Below are 19557 nucleotides of genomic sequence, written 5' to 3' on the forward strand. Positions count from 1 at the left end.
CGAAAATCTTTGAACGATGGATGCGCCCCTCCTCCCTATCTACAGCAGAAGAGGGAGCGCACCTGGATCTAACTCAACGTAAAACGGTTACTTGGCCGCCCACGCGTTGAAGCGCTGCTCCAGTTGCTCGCCGTTGTCAGCCCAGAAGCTCACGTCGATCTGCACCTGGTCCTTGATGTTTTCCGGGGTGGTCGGCATATCTTTCAGGATGCCTTTGTCCAACAGCGGTACGGCTTGGGTGTTAGCTGGGCCGTAAGCGATGTTTTCCGAGTAGGTCTTCTGCTGTTCTGGCTTGACCGAGAAGGCGATGAATTTCTTCGCTGCTTCGGCGTTTTTCGAGCCTTTTGGGATGGCCCATGCGTCGAAGTCGTAGATGCCGCCGTTCCAGACTACTTTCAGGTTGCTTTCTTTTTGCACAGCGGCAATACGGCCGTTGTAGGCGGAGCTCATCACGACGTCACCGGAGGCCAGGAACTGTGGCGGTTGTGCGCCCGCTTCCCACCACTGAATGCTCGGCTTGAGTTCGTCGAGCTTTTTGAATGCACGGTCTTGACCGCCTTTACCCGCCAGCACTTTGTAAACATCTTTAGGGGCTACGCCGTCAGCCATCAAGGCGAATTCCAAGGTGTACTTGGCGCCTTTACGCAGACCACGCTTGCCCGGGAATTTTTTCACGTCCCAGAAATCAGCCCAGCTGGTTGGGGCGGTTTTCAGTTTGTCGGCGTTGTAGGCCAGCACGGTGGACCACACGAAGAAGCCAACGCCGCAGGTCTGGATAGCGCCTTTGACATAGTCTTCCGACTTGCCAAGCATCGCAGGATCGATCTCTTCGAACATCCCTTCATCGCAACCACGGGACAGCTCGGGCGATTCGACTTCTACCAGGTCCCAAGAGACGCTCTTGGTGTCGACCATGGTTTTGACTTTGGCCATTTCGCCGTTGTACTCACCCGCAACCACCTTACCGTTGCCAGCTTTTTCCCACGGTGCGTAGAACGCTTTTTCCTGAGCTGCCTTGTTGACGCCGCCGAAGGATATAACGGTCAGATCTGCCGCCGCCATGGCGTTTGCCGCGCACATCATGCCGAGCGTAATAGCGGTGAACTTCAAAGATTTAAGCATTTATTGTTCTCTCCACAGTGCAGTGTTGGGTATGCGTGGGGCGATTGATTCGCCTCTGACTGTTAATTAATGCGCTTCCAGCAAGGGATCGAGCGCGCGAACGTGTTCGACCTGCCATCCAATTGGCACAACGTCGCCCACCGTCAACCCCGGATCCAGCTCGGCGATTGGCTGTTTGACGAAGAAGTCTGTTTTTCCTGCAACTTCCAGACGCACACGAACGTGGTCACCCAGATAAATGAATTCAGCGACGCGGCCAGAGAAACGGTTCACACAGCTTTCACTGTGGCCGTTCACACGAACGCGCTCAGGGCGAATCGACAAGGTCACCGGGTCACCGATCTTGCCAACATTGACTGCCAGCGCCTCGACCTTCTCGCCACGGGCCAATGCCACGACACACCGATCACCTGTGCGGCTGACCAGGTTGCCGTTAAGACGGTTGTTTTCGCCGATGAAGTTGGCGACAAACGTGTTTTTCGGTTCTTCGTAGAGCGTGCGCGGAGGCGCAATCTGCTGAATCTCGCCCTGATGGAATACCGCCACCCGGTCAGACATGGTCAGGGCTTCACCCTGGTCATGGGTCACGTACACCACGGTAACGCCGAGGCGTTCGTGCAGGTGCTTGATCTCCATCTGCATGTGCTCGCGCAGTTGTTTGTCCAGCGCACCCAAGGGTTCATCCATCAACACCAGCTGTGGTTCGAACACCAGCGCCCGGGCCAAGGCCACACGCTGTTGTTGACCGCCAGAAAGCTGCGCCGGGTAACGATGGGCGAAGGTGTCGAGCTGAACCATGCTCAGCACACGCTTGACCCGCTCGCTGACGTCGGTCTTGTTCAAGCCGCGGACAGTCAGCGGAAACGCCAGGTTTTCCGAGACGGTCATGTGCGGGAACAAGGCATAGTTCTGGAACACCATGCCGATGTCACGCTTGTGCGGCGGCACGTTGTTGATCGCGCGGCCAGCCAACAGGATTTCGCCAGCGGTTGGCGTTTCGAAACCGGCCAGCATCATCAAGCTGGTGGTCTTGCCAGAACCGGAAGGCCCCAGCAGGGTGAGGAACTCGCCTTTGCGAATTTCCAGGTTGAGGTTTTTGACGATCAGTGCTTCGCCGTCGTAGCTCTTTTGCACACCACGGAAGCTGACCAGAACTTCACTCGCCCCAGCACTTGAATCGACGTCGCTCATTACCCACACCTTTGTTTTGTCTGCCGTGGATTAATCCTAGATCAGACCATTGGCCGCGCAAATCGGGGGGCAAGAGAGATTGCTGTAGGGATTGCCCTACAGCGATGGCGCGATTAGGTATGAGGTGTCGTAACTGGGTCGCGTCGACACCTTTCACGACACGTCAGGGCCTGCAAAACATGAGATTTAACCGTGTCGCTTTCAGACATGCGCCTGATTAGAGCAACTTGTGCTCCATTGCATACTTCACCAGATCGGCCAGCGAAGTGACGTGAAGCTTCTGCATCAGTCGCGCTTTGTGTGTGCTGATGGTTTTGCTGCTCAAGGCCAGTTGCTGGGCAATGTCGTTGACGTTCGCCCCCTGTGCCAGGCGCTCGAACACTGAAAACTCGCGCTCGGACAGTAGCGAGTGAAGCGGACGGTTATCGGTCAGGCCGACTTCAAACACCATGCGGTCCGCCAGATCCGGGTCGATGTAACGCCCACCGGCAGCCACCCGCCGAATCGCCGTCAGCAGCAACGCCGGATCGCTGTCCTTGGTGGCGTAACCGGCAGCGCCGATCTTCAATGCACGGGCGGCCATCTGCGCCTCGTCGTGCATGGACAACACCAGAATCGCCGGCGGGTTGTTCAGGGCACGAATTCGCGGGATCGCTTCCAGGCCATTCACGCCCGGCATGGAAATATCCAGCAACACCACTTCGCACTCGACATGACGCAAGGTTTCCAGCAGTTGTTCACCGTTGCTGGCCTCACCCACCACCGCCAGATCCTTCGCCAGCCCGATCAGTTGTTTGATGCCTTCACGGACAATGGTGTGGTCTTCTGCTACCAATACACGAATCACGTTTCACGCTCCTGCCCAGCAGCTTTCAATAATTAATCGGCAAGTGGAATGTACACACGCAAGGTTGTGCCTTCACCGGACTCACTGTCCAGCAGCAATCTGCCACCCAGCATCAACACCCGTTCGCGCATGCCCACCAGACCGAACGAGGTTGGCCTGCCCTGCTCGGGCACAAAACCGCAACCGTCGTCGGCGATGGTCATGCACAGCATGCCGTCATCCAGCGTCAGACTCAGCTCGACGGTATGCGCCTGGGCGTGACGCATCACGTTGGTCAATGCTTCCTGAAGAATCCGAAACAAGCCGATGGCCTTGGCATCGCTGAGCATGGGCAGGTTATCGGGGACCTCTACAAGACACGGAATCTGGGTGCGCGCCTCAAAACGCCGGGCCTGCCATTCAATGGCCGACGCAATGCCGGCATCCAGAATCGGCGGGCGCAGCGCCGTGGCGACATCACGCACCAGTTGAAAGAGCTGCGAGATCAGGCGTTTCATGCTGTTCAGCCGCTCGTGCAGGCCCGGATCAAGGTCGGCGTAAGCCAGCTCACACATCGACGTTTCCAGCTTGAGTACGGTCAGCATCTGCCCCAGCTCGTCATGCACCTCGCGGGCGATGCGGGCTTTCTCTTCTTCACGCACACTTTCCAGGTGCGCTGACAGTTCGCGCAGTTGTTCACGGGAACCGGCCAACTCCAGTTCTATACGCTTGCTTTCACTGATGTCCCAGACGATCCCGTCCCAGACCACGCGATCATCCTCCAGACGCCGGGCGATGGCCTTGATCTCCGCCCAGCGCTCCTCACCATTGCGGGTCAGGATGCGTCCCTGCCATGACCAGTCGCTATTGCCGTCCAGAGAGCGATCCTGAATGACGTGATAGCCCGCGCGATCATCCGGGTGCACCAGATTGCGCAGTCCCATCTCTTTATGACGCAAGGTTGCGGGCGAATAGCCGACCAGGCTTTCACTCCCTTCACTGATATAGGCGAACTCCGGCGCATCGCCTGCGTTCGCCCGCTCCAGACGGAACACCAGACCCGGCACGTTGGCCGCGATCCCTTGCAGGCGCGCTTCACTTTCTTGCAACGCGGCCAATGCCCTACGCCGATCAGTCACGTCGGTGAGGTAAACCACGAGGTATTCAGCATCGCGAAAGCGCAGAAAACTCAAGGACACGTCGGTGGGCAACATACTGCCATTCGCGCAGACACAGTTTGTCTCGAAACTTTGTGGGCTGTCCTCCGTGGAACGGGCGCGCCGCCACAGATTCAACCAGCGATCCATGTGCAGGCTTGGTTCGAAGTCGATCAGCGGCCGATCCACCACCCCGCCCACGCCATACCCCAGCATGGCCTCGGCGGCGCGGTTGGCGTAGCGCACATGACTGTCCCAATTGACCCAGAGAATGCCAACCGTGCTTTGATCGATAGAGAACTGCGTCAGCCGCAACGCCGCCTCACTGGCTTGGCGCAAAGCAATGTCTTCACGCGCAGCCAGCAGGCTGTGTTCCAGCTCCTGTTGCTGACGGCGCTGCCAGATCACAATCGCAAAACAGGCCAGTCCCATCACCGCAAACAACAAACTGAGGTTTTGCCAGAAACCCGGTGACTCAGTCAGCCGTGGGTATTTGGGCTGCAACCAACGTGCGTGCAACTGCTCAAGGTCTCTGGCGGGGATCGCGTGCAGCGCGGCACTGACGATGTCGGCCAGCTCTGGCAAGTTTTTTCGCGACGCCACGCGTAACAGCTGCGGCAAGCCGATGTCGCCCACCACCGCCAAATCGGCAAAATCCGGTTCGATGGACAAACGGCTGAGCTGCGCCTCGTCAATCACGGCGTATTTGGCCTGCTGACTCAACAATAACTGCAACGCCTGGCGCTCCAGGGGCACCCCTTGCAGATTGAGGTGCGTGTAAGTCCCGCGCAAATAATCGGCGACTGCACTGGGCATGCGCACGGCAACGCGGACACTGCTGTCAAGTTTCTCCAGATCGACTGCTCCCGCCCCTTGGCGCTCGCCGACCACCAGATTCGGCACGCGCATGTAAGGGTCGGAAAACAACCATAGACGCAAACCAGCAGGCGTTTGTGTCAGCCCCGGCGCCAGATCGACAGCCCCCTCGCCCACGGCCTTCTCCAGCGCGGCCTGATCCGGAAAATTGCGCCAGAGCAGTTCGACCTGCAGGGTATTGGCCAGCGAATTCATCAGGTCGACATTGGCCCCCGACAATTGCTGCAGGCGCCGATCAAACTGTGCATAGGGCGCCTGCAGAACCAGACCCACCCTTAACGGGCCGTGCTGATCAAGCCAGGCGCGCTGCTCCACGCTCAACGTCGCGGCAGAGGATGCTGGCGCTGGCTCGGCCGACGCCACGAACGGCACGCCCACCAAAGGCAGAGCAATCAAGGCCCCCCATGCACAAGCGAGAACCCAACATCGCAGTGATCGAATCATGAGCGTTTCATTCCGTGGCTTCCTGAATTGTGTCCCGCATTGCATTACTACCCTGAGCACGCCTGACAAATGCTGATCAACCCATTAGGCTGCGAGGATTGTTTCTGGCTTGGAATATCCGATGTCCTACACCTTTAGCGCAACGTTTCCCGCCTTATGCCTGTCGCTGATACTACCTTGTGCCTTGCCGGTAATGGCCGCTGATCCAGCGTCGGACAAACCGGCAGCCGAAGCCGTACCTGCAGAACGCCAACTGTTGCTGGACCGCAGCCAGGAGGACACCCTCGCCCTCCAACGCCAACTGCCGCAACAGGAACAACAAGAGTTGCAGGCCGACAGCGGTAGCTTCCTCGCCCTGTGGAAACCCGCCAACGTCGCTCAACCCAAGGGCGCAGTGATCATCATCCCGGGGGCTGGCGAATCGGCGGACTGGCCACAGGCGGTAGGGCCCCTGCGGCGCAAATTTCCCGATGCTGGCTGGGACAGCTTGAGCCTGACCCTGCCAGATACGGCCAACGGCGGCAGCTTGCCACGCATCGAAGAAACCGTGGCTGTCGTAGATCAAACTGCAGCGGACAAGGACGCCAAAACCGGCGAGTCCTCAAAAAAAGCCGACCCCGCGAGCACTGCCGAAGCCGACGCAGCTGACAAAGTGGCGCGCGCAGCTGCCGCTGAAGAGCACGCCAAGGCTGAGGCCGAGCGCATTTTCGCCCGCATTGAAAGCGCCATCGCCTACGCGCAACAGCAAAAAGCCCGCAGCATTGTATTAGTCGGGCATGGCAGCGGCGCCTATTGGGCCGCCCGCTACTTGAGCGAGCGACCGTCGCCAAACATCCAGAAACTGGTCATGGTATCGGCGCAAGAGCCATCCAACACCAAGCCGTCCCTGGATGAACTGGCGACAACGCTGAACGTAAAAACGGCGGACTTCGTCTACAAGGACTTGCCGCAATACCGCCAGGCGGCACTGCAACGCCTGCAAGCGAGCAAACGCACGAAAAACAAAGGCTACACGCAGGTCGCGCTGACGGCATTGCCGGGCAACAACACCGCCGAACAGGAGCAACTGTTCCGGCGCATTCGTGGCTGGCTGGAGGCCAAGTAATGTAAGAACCCCCGCCACGCCTTTCGAGGCTGGGCTGTCGCGCAGCAAACCGGGGGCGCGTCTGACCTGCAGGACCGTCATGCGGCGCTGAGTCCAGCTATTTTGCGACTGCTGCGCAGTCGATTCGCAGACAAGTCAGCGCCTACAGGGTCAACTGTGGGAGTGAATTCATTCACGAAAGCGATCCACCTGACACCTCTGATCAGCGAAAATCCCGCCGCTCGCGAATCAGCATATAGGCTTGATGCAGATCACGGGTTTTCTCGGTGGCTTCGCGCACCTGCAAAAGGCTGGCCCCTGTACCCGCCACTTTATCCGGGTGGTGGCGGCTGAGCAGACGTCGATAAGCGCGCTTGATCTGCGCCGGCTCTGCGTCCGCTGCCACGCCCAGCAACTGCAGCGCCTCTTGATAGTCATCACCGCTACGGGTTAATGGCTTTTTGTGCGGATCGTACTCGCCGGCTAATGCCTGAACGCTTGGCGCTGCCCAGCCCAACCATTTGCCCCACAGCACAATCAACTCAGTTTCGATCCGTGACACCTTGCCGTCGGCCCAGGCCATGCGCCAGCACGCTCGCAGCAACCCTTCGGCGGCATGCGGCTGGGTCTTCATGCGGCCCAGGTGCCCACGCAGGCGGTCGCGCCCTTCCTTGCCGCGATTGAAGGCCAGAATCGCACGACGCTGCGCCGGCTCACTCAGGCCCAGTCGACGCATTTCCACGCGAGCCTGCTGAATATGCCCATCAACCACTCGCCCATCACTCTTGGCCAAACGACCGAGCAGAATGAACAGCAACTCATCGTCACGCGGGACCTTGCGTCCACCCAGTCGCTGACGCAGATGTGCCCAGCTGTGCAACTCCAGACGCCGATCAAGCGCCTGTCCGAGCAACGCCCCCAGCAGCGCGCCCGGAATGCTGGCGATAGCAAAACCGGCGCCAGCGCCAATCAACGTGCCTGGCCACAGCATTTAGCGACTCACCGCAAGCAACTGCTCGACTTCAGCCAAGCGCTCATGGGTACCGACATCGACCCAGCGCCCCGTGAAATGCTCGCCCGTGACCTGCCCTTGCGCCATGGCTTCGCGCAACAACGGCGCCAGCTTGAAGGCACCGGCCACGCAACCGTCGAACAGGCGTGGATGGAGGATGGCCACGCCACTGTAGGTCAGCCGCGGTGCGGTTTGGCTGGCAACCTCATGGCTATCCAGGACATGCCCATCCACCAGCGCAAAATCGCCTGCAGGGTGATGCGCAGGGTTATCGACCAGCACCAGATGCGCCAGCCCGGGGATAGGTCGATGCAAACGGGTGAAATCGTAATCCGTCCAGATATCGCCGTTCACCACCAAAAACGACTCGTCGCCCAGCAGCGGCAGGGCACGGAATATCCCGCCACCGGTTTCCAGCGGCTCGCCTTCGGCGGAATAACGGATGCTCAAACCCAAGCGCTGCCCGTCACCGAGATAATCCACGATCTGCTGACCCAGCCAGGCATGGTTGATCACCACCTCTGTGAATCCCGCTGCGAGCAGCGCCCGCAGGTGATATTCGATCAGGGGCACATCGCCCGCACGCACCAGAGGCTTCGGCGTGTGCAAGGTCAAAGGCCGCATGCGCTCGCCTTTACCTGCGGCGAGAATCATCGCTTTCATGCGCTTACTACCTTCATTTTCATACAACAACTCCAACAGGTTGACGCAGGCTTGCCAGCAACTCAGCCAACTCAGCCAGCTCCGGGCGCCGCGCCAATACGGTATCTATATAGGCGAAGAAACGCGGCACGTCGGCCAGGTAGCGAGGCTTGCCGTCACGGTGGCAAATACGCGCAAAAATACCGATAACTTTCAAATGTCGCTGCACGCCCATCAGATCACTGGCCCGCAGAAAATCTTCAAACTCCGTCTGCACCGGGATGCCCAGCTTGCCGGCTGCTTGCCAATACGTCAGTAACCAGCCGCGCACACGCTCCTCGGGCCAGCTCAAGAATGCATCCTTGAACAGGCAGGTCACGTCATAGGTCACCGGCCCATACACCGCATCCTGAAAATCCAGCACGCCAGGGTTCGGCTCGCTGTGCATCAAGTTGCGCGGCATATAGTCGCGATGCACCAACACGTTGGGTTGCTCCAGCGCGCTGTCGATCAACAGATCGCTGACCCGCTGCCACGCCCCCAGCTGTGCGGGGCTCATCTCGACGCCCAGATGACGACGTACATACCACTCGGGGAAGAGTTCCAGCTCGCGGCGCAACAGCGCGACGTCATAGCTCGGCAACGGTGCGTCCATCGGCAACTGCTGATAGGCCAGCAACGCGTCGAACGCATCGGCGAACAGCGCGTCGGCATTCTCGGTATTGATCACGTCGAGGTAGGTCTTGCGACCCAAGTCGTTGAGCAGAAGAAAGCCTCGCGTCAGGTCTTCGGCATAAATTTTCGGAACATTAATTCCTGATTTAGCCAGTAAATGAGCGATATCCACGAAGGGTTTGCAGTTTTCCTGGGGTGGAGGCGCATCCATCACAATAAAAGTTCGACCTTCGCCCTCCCAACGGAAATATCGCCGAAAACTGGCATCACTGCTGGCGGCGGTCAACGTGGCCGGGGGTACAGCGCCCCAGCCTTGAGCTGCGAACAGCGTGTGTAACTGATCATTGAGCCAAACTTTCAGGTGTTGCAGGCGTACATCTTGATCTGGCATTGCTAGGGTCTCCGACGGCGCTAGCCGTCAAGCGGGTCATGCTTTATTATCCGACATCTTTTTCAGCCCATCGAGAGGCGTGCGGCCCCCCGCCGGCAGATGGCACGCAGGAAGCCCGGACTAATAAGATGGCATTGAAATCCCCCGCGTTCCGTAAAAAATTTCCGTTGCTCGTAACCGGCAGTTTGCTGGCGATGCAACCTCTAGCCACTCAATTCGTGGTTGCCGCGGAACAGTATGACTGCTCAGTCTCTGCTTCGGGCACCTGGGATTGCGCGCCGAAAGCCAACGCTGCTCAACTGCCGCCGCGGCCCGTGCATAGCACGGACGCTGTTAGTTCGACCGGCCAAGGCCCTTCGGACAGCGGTTCCCGTGGCGGCGAAAAAGCCACCCCCACACTGGTCACCGAAGCCAAAGGCCGAGGCCTGAAGTCGCGCAGTGCTGACTACAGCCACCTGGATTGGGTTCCGCGGGAGAAACTTACCCCGGCTCAATTGGCCGAAACAGGCCCCTATTGTTCAGGTGCCTACGTCGAGCCGATCCGTCCTGGCATGAATGACAAGACGAAGATGAGCGACGCGCCGATGTTCGTCGGTGCCAAGGCCTCTCGTTATCAACAGGAAGAACAGGTCGCGACCCTGGCCGGTGACGTCGTATTGCGTCAAGGTGGCCTACAGGCGGAGTCTGAGGAAGCCAGCCTTTATCAGACAGAAAACCGTGGCGAACTGAACGGCAATGTCCGTCTTCGCCAGAACGGCGCCCTGATCGTGGGTGACCACGCCGAGATGCAGCTCGATACCGGCGAAGCCAAAGTCGACAACGCCGAATACGTGATGCATAAGTCCAATGTCCGTGGGAGCGCGCTGTACGCCAAGCGTGCCGAGAACGCGATCATTCGACTCAAGGACGGCACTTACACCACCTGCGAACCGAGCAGCAACGCATGGGAAATCAAGGGTAATAACATCACCTTGAACCCGGCCACGGGTTTCGGTACCGCGACCAACGCGACGCTGCGGGTCAAAGACATACCGATTTTCTACACCCCGTACATTTATTTCCCGATCGATGATCGTCGTCAGTCTGGTTTCCTGCCTCCGTCTATCAGCAGCAACAGCAAGACGGGCCTGATGCTGGTTACGCCGTATTACTTCAACCTGGCACCGAACTACGATGCCACGTTGTACCCGCGCTACATGGGTAAACGCGGTTTGTTGATGGAAGGTGAGTTCCGCTACCTGACCAAAACATCCGAGGGCCAAGTAGGCGCCGCGTACCTCAACGATAAAGACAATGATCGCCAACTGCAGACGGACTACAAAGACACGCGCTGGATGATCAACTGGCAGCACAAGGGCGGTCTGGATTCGCGCCTGATGAGTCAGGTCGACTACACCGACATCAGCGATCCGTACTACTTCCAGGATTTGCAGACCGATCAGATTGGTATCAAGAACACTGACTACATCAATCAGCAAGGTTCCCTGACCTGGCGCGGCGATACCTACACCGCACGGTTCAACATGCAGGCCTTCAAGCTGGCGACCGTTGCGGATATCACACCGTACAATCGCCTGCCGCAACTCACCATCAATGGTGCGCTGCCGTATCATCCGGGCGGGTTGAACTTCGCTTACGAGACCGAAGCTGTACGTTTTGACCGGAATCTGGAGACAGGTAATTTTGTCGACCAGAATGGCGGAGTCAGTCCACGCCTCGATACCAACGTAGCCGGCCTCGCGCGTGCCAACGGTGATCGCCTGAATCTTGCGCCTGCTGTCAGCTTGCCGCTGAACTGGACGTATGGCTTTATCAAGCCGTCGCTCAAATATGTTTATACCAAGTACGATCTGAGTCTTGATAGCCAAGGTAAAGACTATCTATTGTCGAACGCGAACCTGACATCGCCTACCCAGGAGACGTTCAACAGCTCGCAAGATCGTGCCATACCGATTGCCAGCATCGACAGCGGCCTGTACTTCGACAGGGACACCCAGTGGTTCGGCAAAAATTACCGCCAGACATTGGAACCACGCCTGTTCTACCTCTACGTGCCGGATAAAGACCAGAACGACATCCCGGTTTTCGATACCGCCGAAACCACGTTCAACTATGCATCGCTGTTCCGCGACAATCGTTTCGTGGGCTCCGACCGTATTGGTGACGAGAACAAGCTGTCCTTGGGCATCACCAACCGCTGGATTGAAGACAATGGCTTCGAACGCCAACGCTTCAGCATCGGTCAAGCGATGTACTTCAAGGATCGCAAGGTACAACTGCCAGGCATTGATTACCGTACGCGTGCCGATGCTCTGGCCAACGTATCGCCTTATGCACTGGAATACGAATACCGCTTCAACCGCGACTGGCGCGCGACGTCCGATTTCAACTGGGATCCGGACAGCCGCAGCACCCGTTCTGGCAGCGCGATGATGCACTACCAGCCTGAAGACAGCCCAGGCAAGATCATCAACGCCGGTTACCGCTACCGTAATGACCTGGTACGTTATGACCAGAGCACCGGTAAGTGGAACGTTGGTGGTGGCGATTACGGCACCCCAGGCCAACCGGGCTATGTGAAGGATTACTACAAAATCCAGCAACACGACTTCTCGGTGATCTGGCCAATCGTGCCGCAATGGAGCGCGATCAGCCGCTGGCAGTTCGACTACAACCGCAACCGTACCCTCGAAGCCTTTGGTGGCTTTGAATATGACAACTGCTGCTGGAAGCTGCGTCTGATCAACCGTTACTGGGTTAACTATGACGAGTTCAGCCAACAAGCGCCTCAGAACGAAAAAGGCGACCACGGCATTTTCTTACAAGTTGTGTTGAAGGGACTGGGCGGTGTTACTGGCGCCAAAGTTGAATCCTTCCTCGACAAAGGCATTCAGGGTTATCAAGAACGTGAAGACAAAGCTTTCTAACTGTCTGCGCCCGCTCATGTTGGGCGCGCTACTCCTGGGCACCGCAGCGCATGCTGCGGTGCAGCCCCTCGACAAGGTCGTGGCCATCGTCGATAACGACGTGATCATGCAAAGCCAGCTGGACCAGCGGGTCCGTGAGGTACAGCAAACCATTGCCAAACGTGGCTCTGGTGTGCCGCCTGCGAGCGTTCTGGACCAGCAAGTGCTCGAGCGCCTGATCGTGGAGAATATCCAGCTACAAATCGGTGATCGCTCCGGCATCCGGATCACCGATGAAGAGCTGAACCAGGCCATCGGGACCATTGCCCAACGCAACAACATGAGCCTGGATCAATTCCGCGCCGCGTTGGCTCATGACGGCTTGTCCTATAACGACGCTCGCGAACAGGTCCGCCGGGAAATGATCATCAGCCGGGTGCGTCAGCGCCGGGTTCAGGAGCGTATCCAGGTATCGGAACAGGAAGTGAAGAACTTCCTGGCTTCCGATATGGGCAAGATGCAAATGTCCGAGGAATACCACCTCGCCAACATCCTGATCGCCACTCCCGACAGCGCGTCTTCGTCGGCGATCCAGGCGGCGGCCAGCGACGCCAAGGATGTTTACGATCAACTCAAGCGCGGCGCTGACTTCGGCCAGATGGCGATTGCCAAGTCCAAAAGCGAAAACGCATTGGACGGCGGTGATATGGGCTGGCGCAAAGCCGCTCAGTTGCCACCACCGTTCGGCGAAATGCTGGGCTCCATGCCGGTTGGCGATGTAACACCGCCAGCACGCACACCCGGTGGTTTCATTATCCTGAAGCTGTTGGAAAAGCGCGGCGGCCAGGGTAAATCGCTGATGCGTGATGAAGTGCACGTACGCCACATCCTGATCAAACCGAGCGAAATCCGCAGCGAAGAAGAAACGCATCGTCTGGCCGAGCGCTTGTATGAGCGCATCAAGAATGGCGACGACTTTGGTGAGCTGGCAAAAAGCTTCTCCGAAGACCCGGGCTCTGCACTCAATGGTGGCGACCTGAACTGGGTCGATCCAAACTCCTTGGTTCCTGAATTCCGCGAAGTCATGGCCAATACTCAAGCCGGCGAATTGTCCAAACCGTTCAAAACGCCTTACGGCTGGCATGTTCTTGAAGTCCTTGGCCGCCGCGCCACCGACAGCACGGATCAAGCCCGTGACCAGCAGGCACTGACGGTGCTGCGCAACCGTAAATACGATGAAGAGCTGCAAACCTGGCTGCGTCAGATTCGCGACGAAGCCTACGTTGAGATCAAGCTCCCAGGCGCTGAGCAGACCGGCCAAGCTGGTCAGGCTGTGCAGTGAAGCCACAGCGCTTTGCTCTGACACCCGGCGAGCCGGCCGGTATAGGTCCCGACCTGTGCCTGCTGCTCGCCTCGCAACCTCAGCCGCACCCCCTGATTGCCATTACCAGCCGTGACCTGCTCCTGGAGCGGGCCGCGTTGCTGGGTGTGGCCGTCAATCTGCTGCCGGTGACCCCCGATGCCTGGCCAGACTTGCCCGCCCCGGCTGGCAGCCTGTACGTCTGGGACACGCCCTTGCAGGCGCCTGTGACCGCAGGCCAACTGGACAAAGCCAATGCTGCCTTTGTGCTGCAGACGCTGACCCGCGCCGGACAGGGCTGCATTGATGGCGACTTTGCCGGGATGATTACCGCACCGGTGCATAAGGGCGTCATCAACGAATCAGGCATCGTCTTTTCAGGCCACACCGAATTCCTCGCCGAGCTGACACACACCGAACAGGTCGTGATGATGCTCGCCACCGGCGACTTGCGCGTAGCACTGGTGACCACTCACCTGCCGCTGCGTGAGGTGGCCGATGCGATCACGCCGGAGCGACTGGAGCGCGTTACGCGTATCCTCCACGCCGATCTGGTCAACAAGTTTGGCATTGCCCAGCCACGCATTCTGGTCTGCGGGCTCAACCCGCATGCCGGCGAAGGCGGACACCTGGGCCGCGAAGAAATCGACATCATTGAACCTACTCTGGAGCGTCTGCGCAGTGAGGGCCTTGATTTGCGCGGCCCACTGCCTGCCGACACTCTGTTTACCCCCAAATATCTGGAGCACTGCGATGCAGTGCTGGCGATGTACCACGACCAGGGCCTTCCCGTACTGAAGTACAAAGGTTTCGGTGCCGCCGTCAACGTGACGCTGGGCTTGCCGATCATCCGCACATCAGTGGATCACGGCACCGCACTGGATCTGGCCGGCAGCGGCAAGATCGACACCGGCAGCCTGAAGGTCGCCCTGGAAACCGCCTACCAGATGGCCGAGACGCATTCATGACCGAGCAATTCCAACACCGGGCGCGCAAGCGTTTCGGGCAAAACTTCCTGCACGACGCGGGTGTGATCGATAAAATTCTGCGTGCGATTCGCGCCCGCCCGGAAGATCGCCTGCTGGAAATCGGCCCGGGCCAAGGCGCCCTGACCGAAGGCCTGCTCAACAGCGGCGCACAACTGGATGTGGTTGAGCTGGACAAGGACCTGATCCCGATCCTCACGCATCAGTTTGGCAACAAACCCAACTTCCATCTGCATCAGGGCGACGCACTGAAGTTCGACTTCACCAGTCTGAACCCGGCGCCGAACAGCCTGAGAGTCGTTGGCAACCTGCCGTACAACATCTCCACGCCGCTGATCTTCCATCTGCTGCAGAACGCCAATCTGATCCGCGACATGCACTTCATGCTGCAAAAAGAAGTGGTCCAGCGTCTCGCCGCAGGCCCTGGCGGTGGTGATTATGGTCGTCTGTCGATCATGGTTCAGTACCACTGCCGCGTCGAACACCTGTTCAACGTTGGGCCTGGTGCGTTCAATCCGCCACCTAAAGTCGACTCGGCCATTGTGCGCCTGGTGCCACACGACGTCCTGCCGCACCCGGCCAAGGATCATCGCTTACTCGAACGCGTCGTACGTGAAGCCTTCAATCAGCGCCGCAAGACCCTGCGCAATACACTCAAGGCTTTGCTCAGCAGCGAAGAGATTACAGCTGCTGGCGTCGATGGCAGCCTGCGTCCAGAACAACTGGACCTTGCAGCCTTTGTCCGCCTGGCGGACAAACTGAGCGAACAACCCATCGCAGAGTAAAGTGTCCGGGTATCCAGGAGGTAAAAACGCCATTGCGGGCACACAGCCCGCAGAGGGTTGGTTTTTTACCTCCTAAATACCCTAGACTGGATTTCACCGGTATTGTCCGCCTTTCTCCGCTTTTGCTTTCAAGGCCTCTTGCATGTCCGATCCCCGTTATCAGGTCGACGTCAGCGTCGTCACTCGCTTCCTCGTAGAACAGTCGCAACCCGAGCAGAACCGTTTCGCGTTCGCGTACACCGTCACGGTGCACAACAGTGGCGAACTGCCCGCAAAACTGCTCTCCCGGCACTGGGTCATCACCGACGGTGATGGTCATGTCGAGGAAGTTCGGGGGGATGGCGTGGTTGGCCAACAGCCCCTGATCAAGGCCGGGCAAAGCCATACCTACAGCAGCGGCACGGTCATGATGACGAAAGTCGGCAACATGCAAGGCAGTTATCAAATGCTGGCCGAAGACGGCAAACGTTTCGAGGCAGTCATTGCACCCTTTCGCCTGGCGGTGCCCGGAGTCCTGCACTGATGGCGGTGTATGCCGTCGGTGACGTGCAAGGCTGCCTGGAACCCCTGCAATGCCTCCTCGAACATGTCGCCTTCGACCCGAGTAAAGACCGCCTGTGGCTGGTGGGGGATCTGGTCAATCGCGGCCCGCAATCACTCGAAACCCTGCGTTTCCTGTTCGGCATTCGCAACGCGCTGGTCTGCGTGCTGGGCAACCATGATCTGCACTTGCTTGCGGCATCGCGCAATATCGAGCGCCTCAGGAAAAGCGATACCCTGCGCGAAGTGCTTGAGGCACCTGATTGTGCCGACCTGCTTGACTGGCTACGCCAGCAAAAGCTCATGCATTACGACGCCGAACGCAATATCGCCATGGTGCATGCCGGCATCCCACCCCAGTGGACGCTGAAAAAAGCGCTCAAATGCGCCAGCGAAGTCGAAGAAGCACTGCGTGACGACAACCTGCTCGACCCTTTCCTCGATGGCATGTACGGCAACGAACCTGCCAAGTGGGACAAAGACCTGCGCGGCGTGACGCGACTACGGGTGATCACCAACTACTTCACACGCATGCGTTTCTGCACCAGCGACGGCAAGCTCGACCTCAAAGGCAAGGAAGGTGCAGACACCGCCCCGCCCGGTTATGCCCCATGGTTCAGTTACAAGGATCGTAAAACCAGTGACGTGAAGATTATCTTCGGCCATTGGGCGGCCCTTGAAGGCAAGTGCACCGATCCCAACGTGATTGCGCTCGACACGGGCTGTGTCTGGGGCAGCGCCATGACCTTGCTCAACGTTGATAGCGGTGAACTGCACCGATGCGATTGCGACAACAAGGGCCTGGCACGCGCCAATCCTGCCTCAATTGCGGGTGCCGGGTCACAAACCACCAGCCAGCGTTAGCATCCACTTTTCAGCCAAACCCCAAGGAGCCCAGTCCATGACCGAGTTCAAGCGCATCCCTCCCGCGCAAGCCCATTCGCTGCGCGAACAAGGCGCCGTATTGGTCGACGTACGCGACCCTCAGGCGTTTGACGCCCAACACATCCCTGGCTCGCAGCGCCTGGATAACCACTCCATCGCCGACTTTATCGCCAAGGCCGATCTGGACAAACCCTTGGTGGTCGTCTGCTATCACGGCAACTCCAGCCAAAGCGCAGCAGCCTATCTCGTGGGGCAGGGTTTTTCGGACGTTTACAGCCTGGATGGCGGTTTCGAGTTATGGCGCAACACCTATCCCGACGAAACAGCGCAAAGCACCCCGGAATAATTTTTTTATACCGCCCGATCCCGCGCCCCATGCGGGCTTGGGCCTCGAACTGATAAACGGTCAGACAGACTTATTGCTCATCCCTTCTTTCTCTTTCTGATTCCGAACTATCCTTAGCCGTAGGCCATCCAAATCAGGGGAGAGCCGGTACACCGGCGCGCGGGTCATCGGTAGTAACTTTATGGTGTTCTGGGGGGTAAACAGCAGCTGGATTTCAGCTGTATGCCAGCATCGACATCGACTGACGATCCGCCGCCGGCTCCACGTATCGAGCGAGGTGACGTCATGAGTATTTTTAGCCACTTCCAACAACGCTTTGAATCGACACGCCAGGAAGAGCTCTCGTTACAGGAGTATCTAGATCTCTGCAAAAGTGACCGTAGTGCCTATGCCTCAGCCGCAGAACGTCTTCTGCTGGCTATAGGCGAGCCTGAGTTGCTGGATACCTCGGCCAACTCGCGGTTATCCAGGATTTTCTCCAACAAGGTGATCCGCCGCTACCCAGCGTTCGAAGACTTCCATGGCATGGAAGAATGCATCGATCAGATCGTCTCCTACTTCCGGCATGCCGCGCAGGGCCTTGAGGAGAAGAAACAAATCCTCTATCTGCTCGGCCCCGTGGGTGGAGGTAAATCATCGCTGGCTGAAAAACTCAAACAGCTGATCGAGAAAGTGCCCTTCTACGCCATCAAAGGCTCCCCCGTTTTCGAGTCACCGCTCGGTCTGTTCAATGCGACTGAAGACGGCGCGATTCTCGAGGAAGACTTTGGAATTCCTCGGCGTTACCTGAACACCATCATGTCGCCTTGGGCGACCAAGCGTCTGGCCGAATTCGGGGGCGACATCAGTCAGTTCCGGGTGGTCAAGCTGTACCCGTCCATCCTCAACCAGATCGCCGTGGCGAAAACCGAACCAGGGGACGAGAACAACCAGGACATTTCTGCGCTGGTGGGCAAGGTCGATATCCGCAAACTGGAAGAATTCCCTCAGAACGACGCTGATGCCTATAGCTACTCCGGGGCACTCTGCCGGGCCAACCAAGGCCTGATGGAATTCGTCGAAATGTTCAAGGCGCCGATCAAGGTCTTGCACCCATTACTGACCGCCACTCAGGAAGGTAACTACAACAGCACCGAAGGCCTGGGCTCGATCCCGTTCACTGGCATCCTGCTGGCCCACTCCAACGAATCGGAATGGCACAGCTTCCGCAACAACAAGAACAACGAAGCTTTCATCGACCGAATCTACATCGTCAAAGTGCCGTACTGCTTGCGGGTCAGCGATGAGATCAAAATCTACGACAAGCTGCTTTTCAACAGCTCCCTGGCCAACGCCCACTGCGCACCGGACACTCTGAAAATGCTGGCGCAGTTCACCGTGCTGTCGCGCCTTAAAGAGCCCGAAAACTCGAACATCTACTCGAAGATGCGGGTGTACGACGGTGAGAACCTCAAAGACACCGACCCAAAAGCCAAGTCCATTCAGGAGTACCGTGACAACGCCGGTGTCGATGAAGGGATGAACGGCCTGTCGACGCGCTTCGCGTTCAAGATTCTGTCGAAAGTCTTCAACTTCGACCCGCATGAAATCGCCGCTAACCCGGTTCACCTGCTGTACGTGCTCGAACAACAGATCGAGCAGGAGCAATTCCCGGCGGAAACCCGCGAACGTTATCTGCGGTTCATCAAAGAGTACCTGGCGCCGCGCTACATCGAGTTCATCGGCAAGGAAATCCAGACTGCCTACCTGGAGTCCTACAGCGAATACGGTCAGAACATTTTCGACCGCTACGTGCTCTACGCAGACTTCTGGATTCAGGATCAGGAATACCGGGATCCGGAAACCGGCGAAATCCTCAATCGTGTCGCGCTGAACGAGGAACTGGAAAAAATCGAAAAACCTGCAGGCATCAGCAATCCAAAGGATTTCCGCAACGAAATCGTCAACTTCGTATTGCGTGCGCGGGCCAATAACAACGGCAAAAATCCAACGTGGCTCAGCTACGAGAAGCTGCGGGTGGTTATCGAGAAGAAAATGTTCTCGAACACCGAGGATCTGCTGCCGGTCATCAGCTTCAACGCCAAGGCCAGCAAAGAGGATCAACAAAAACACAACGACTTCGTCACACGGATGGTCGAACGCGGTTACACCGACAAACAGGTACGACTGCTGTCCGAGTGGTATCTGCGGGTTAGAAAATCACAATAACCCGCTGCCGGTTACACCGGTTGTCGTTAGCCGAGAGCCTGTGTCAGCGTTTTCTGCTACACAGGCTCCAAGAGGTTGTTTTAGAAATCGACAGCGAGGCTCAGGCAGAGCAAGAGTGGCG

The 19557-nt window shown here is 58.1% G+C and carries 16 protein-coding genes; 9 read left to right on the forward strand and 7 right to left on the reverse strand.

Annotated elements, in window-relative coordinates:
• Positions 1-87: 87 nt before the first annotated feature.
• From RHM55_RS12540 to RHM55_RS12555, 4 genes are all read right to left on the reverse strand, one after another.
• Positions 88-1122: an ABC transporter substrate-binding protein gene (locus RHM55_RS12540; RefSeq protein WP_322182454.1), complete on the reverse strand. Its 1035-nt coding sequence runs from the start codon at positions 1120-1122 to the stop codon at positions 88-90.
• 66 nt (positions 1123-1188) lie between these two features.
• Positions 1189-2313 carry an ABC transporter ATP-binding protein gene (locus RHM55_RS12545; RefSeq protein WP_322182456.1) on the reverse strand — a complete coding sequence of 375 codons (1125 nt, stop codon included), beginning with the start codon at positions 2311-2313 and terminating at the stop codon, positions 1189-1191.
• A gap of 217 nt (positions 2314-2530) precedes the next feature.
• Positions 2531-3160: a response regulator transcription factor gene (locus tag RHM55_RS12550; protein WP_219064357.1), complete on the reverse strand. Its 630-nt coding sequence runs from the start codon at positions 3158-3160 to the stop codon at positions 2531-2533.
• A 32-nt stretch (positions 3161-3192) separates the two neighbouring features.
• Positions 3193-5616, reverse strand: a complete 2424-nt coding sequence (locus RHM55_RS12555) for a PAS domain S-box protein (RefSeq protein ID WP_322182459.1) — start codon at positions 5614-5616, stop codon at positions 3193-3195.
• 121 nt (positions 5617-5737) lie between these two features.
• Between RHM55_RS12555 and RHM55_RS12560 the strand changes: the two genes are divergently transcribed.
• Complete coding sequence (locus RHM55_RS12560; RefSeq protein ID WP_322182461.1) at positions 5738-6721, forward strand: alpha/beta hydrolase family protein; 984 nt, start codon at positions 5738-5740, stop codon at positions 6719-6721.
• 202 nt (positions 6722-6923) lie between these two features.
• On the opposite strand, the gene RHM55_RS12565 is transcribed toward RHM55_RS12560, so the two are convergent.
• From RHM55_RS12565 to RHM55_RS12575, 3 genes are read right to left on the reverse strand one after another with little or no spacing between them, the layout of a single operon-like run.
• Positions 6924-7691: a DnaJ domain-containing protein gene (locus RHM55_RS12565; protein ID WP_322182463.1), complete on the reverse strand. Its 768-nt coding sequence runs from the start codon at positions 7689-7691 to the stop codon at positions 6924-6926.
• Positions 7692-8375: an N-acetylmuramate alpha-1-phosphate uridylyltransferase MurU gene (gene murU / locus RHM55_RS12570; RefSeq protein WP_322182465.1), complete on the reverse strand. Its 684-nt coding sequence runs from the start codon at positions 8373-8375 to the stop codon at positions 7692-7694.
• Between the two features lie 19 nt (positions 8376-8394).
• Positions 8395-9420 carry an aminoglycoside phosphotransferase family protein gene (locus RHM55_RS12575; RefSeq protein ID WP_322182467.1) on the reverse strand — a complete coding sequence of 342 codons (1026 nt, stop codon included), beginning with the start codon at positions 9418-9420 and terminating at the stop codon, positions 8395-8397.
• Between the two features lie 128 nt (positions 9421-9548).
• Between RHM55_RS12575 and RHM55_RS12580 the strand changes: the two genes are divergently transcribed.
• The 8 genes from RHM55_RS12580 (at position 9549) to RHM55_RS12615 (ending at position 19436) form a co-directional block, all read left to right on the forward strand.
• Positions 9549-12347: an LPS-assembly protein LptD gene (locus RHM55_RS12580; protein WP_322182469.1), complete on the forward strand. Its 2799-nt coding sequence runs from the start codon at positions 9549-9551 to the stop codon at positions 12345-12347.
• Complete coding sequence (gene surA / locus RHM55_RS12585; protein ID WP_322182471.1) at positions 12328-13668, forward strand: peptidylprolyl isomerase SurA; 1341 nt, start codon at positions 12328-12330, stop codon at positions 13666-13668. The genes RHM55_RS12580 and surA overlap by 20 nt, the downstream gene beginning before the upstream one ends.
• The gene (pdxA, locus tag RHM55_RS12590) at positions 13665-14654 is read left to right on the forward strand and encodes a 4-hydroxythreonine-4-phosphate dehydrogenase PdxA (protein ID WP_322182473.1); all 990 of its coding nucleotides are present in this window, start codon (positions 13665-13667) and stop codon (positions 14652-14654) included. Before surA ends, pdxA begins: the two co-directional genes overlap by 4 nt.
• On the forward strand, positions 14651-15457 hold the full coding sequence (gene rsmA / locus RHM55_RS12595) for a 16S rRNA (adenine(1518)-N(6)/adenine(1519)-N(6))-dimethyltransferase RsmA (protein ID WP_322182475.1): 807 nt from the start codon (positions 14651-14653) through the stop codon (positions 15455-15457). The genes pdxA and rsmA overlap by 4 nt, the downstream gene beginning before the upstream one ends.
• 142 nt (positions 15458-15599) lie before the next feature.
• A complete protein-coding gene (gene apaG / locus RHM55_RS12600) occupies positions 15600-15980 on the forward strand; it encodes a Co2+/Mg2+ efflux protein ApaG (RefSeq protein ID WP_322182477.1) in 381 nt (126 codons plus the stop codon).
• On the forward strand, positions 15980-16861 hold the full coding sequence (locus RHM55_RS12605) for a symmetrical bis(5'-nucleosyl)-tetraphosphatase (protein WP_322182479.1): 882 nt from the start codon (positions 15980-15982) through the stop codon (positions 16859-16861). The genes apaG and RHM55_RS12605 overlap by 1 nt, the downstream gene beginning before the upstream one ends.
• A gap of 37 nt (positions 16862-16898) precedes the next feature.
• A complete protein-coding gene (glpE, locus tag RHM55_RS12610) occupies positions 16899-17228 on the forward strand; it encodes a thiosulfate sulfurtransferase GlpE (RefSeq protein ID WP_322182481.1) in 330 nt (109 codons plus the stop codon).
• 285 nt (positions 17229-17513) lie between these two features.
• Positions 17514-19436 (forward strand): PrkA family serine protein kinase, encoded by a 1923-nt coding sequence (locus tag RHM55_RS12615; protein WP_322182483.1) that lies wholly within the window; start codon positions 17514-17516, stop codon positions 19434-19436.
• The last annotated feature ends 121 nt before the right edge of the window (positions 19437-19557 follow it).

It is taken from the genome of Pseudomonas sp. MH9.2, from assembly GCF_034353875.1.
Taxonomy (GTDB): Bacteria; Pseudomonadota; Gammaproteobacteria; order Pseudomonadales; family Pseudomonadaceae; genus Aquipseudomonas.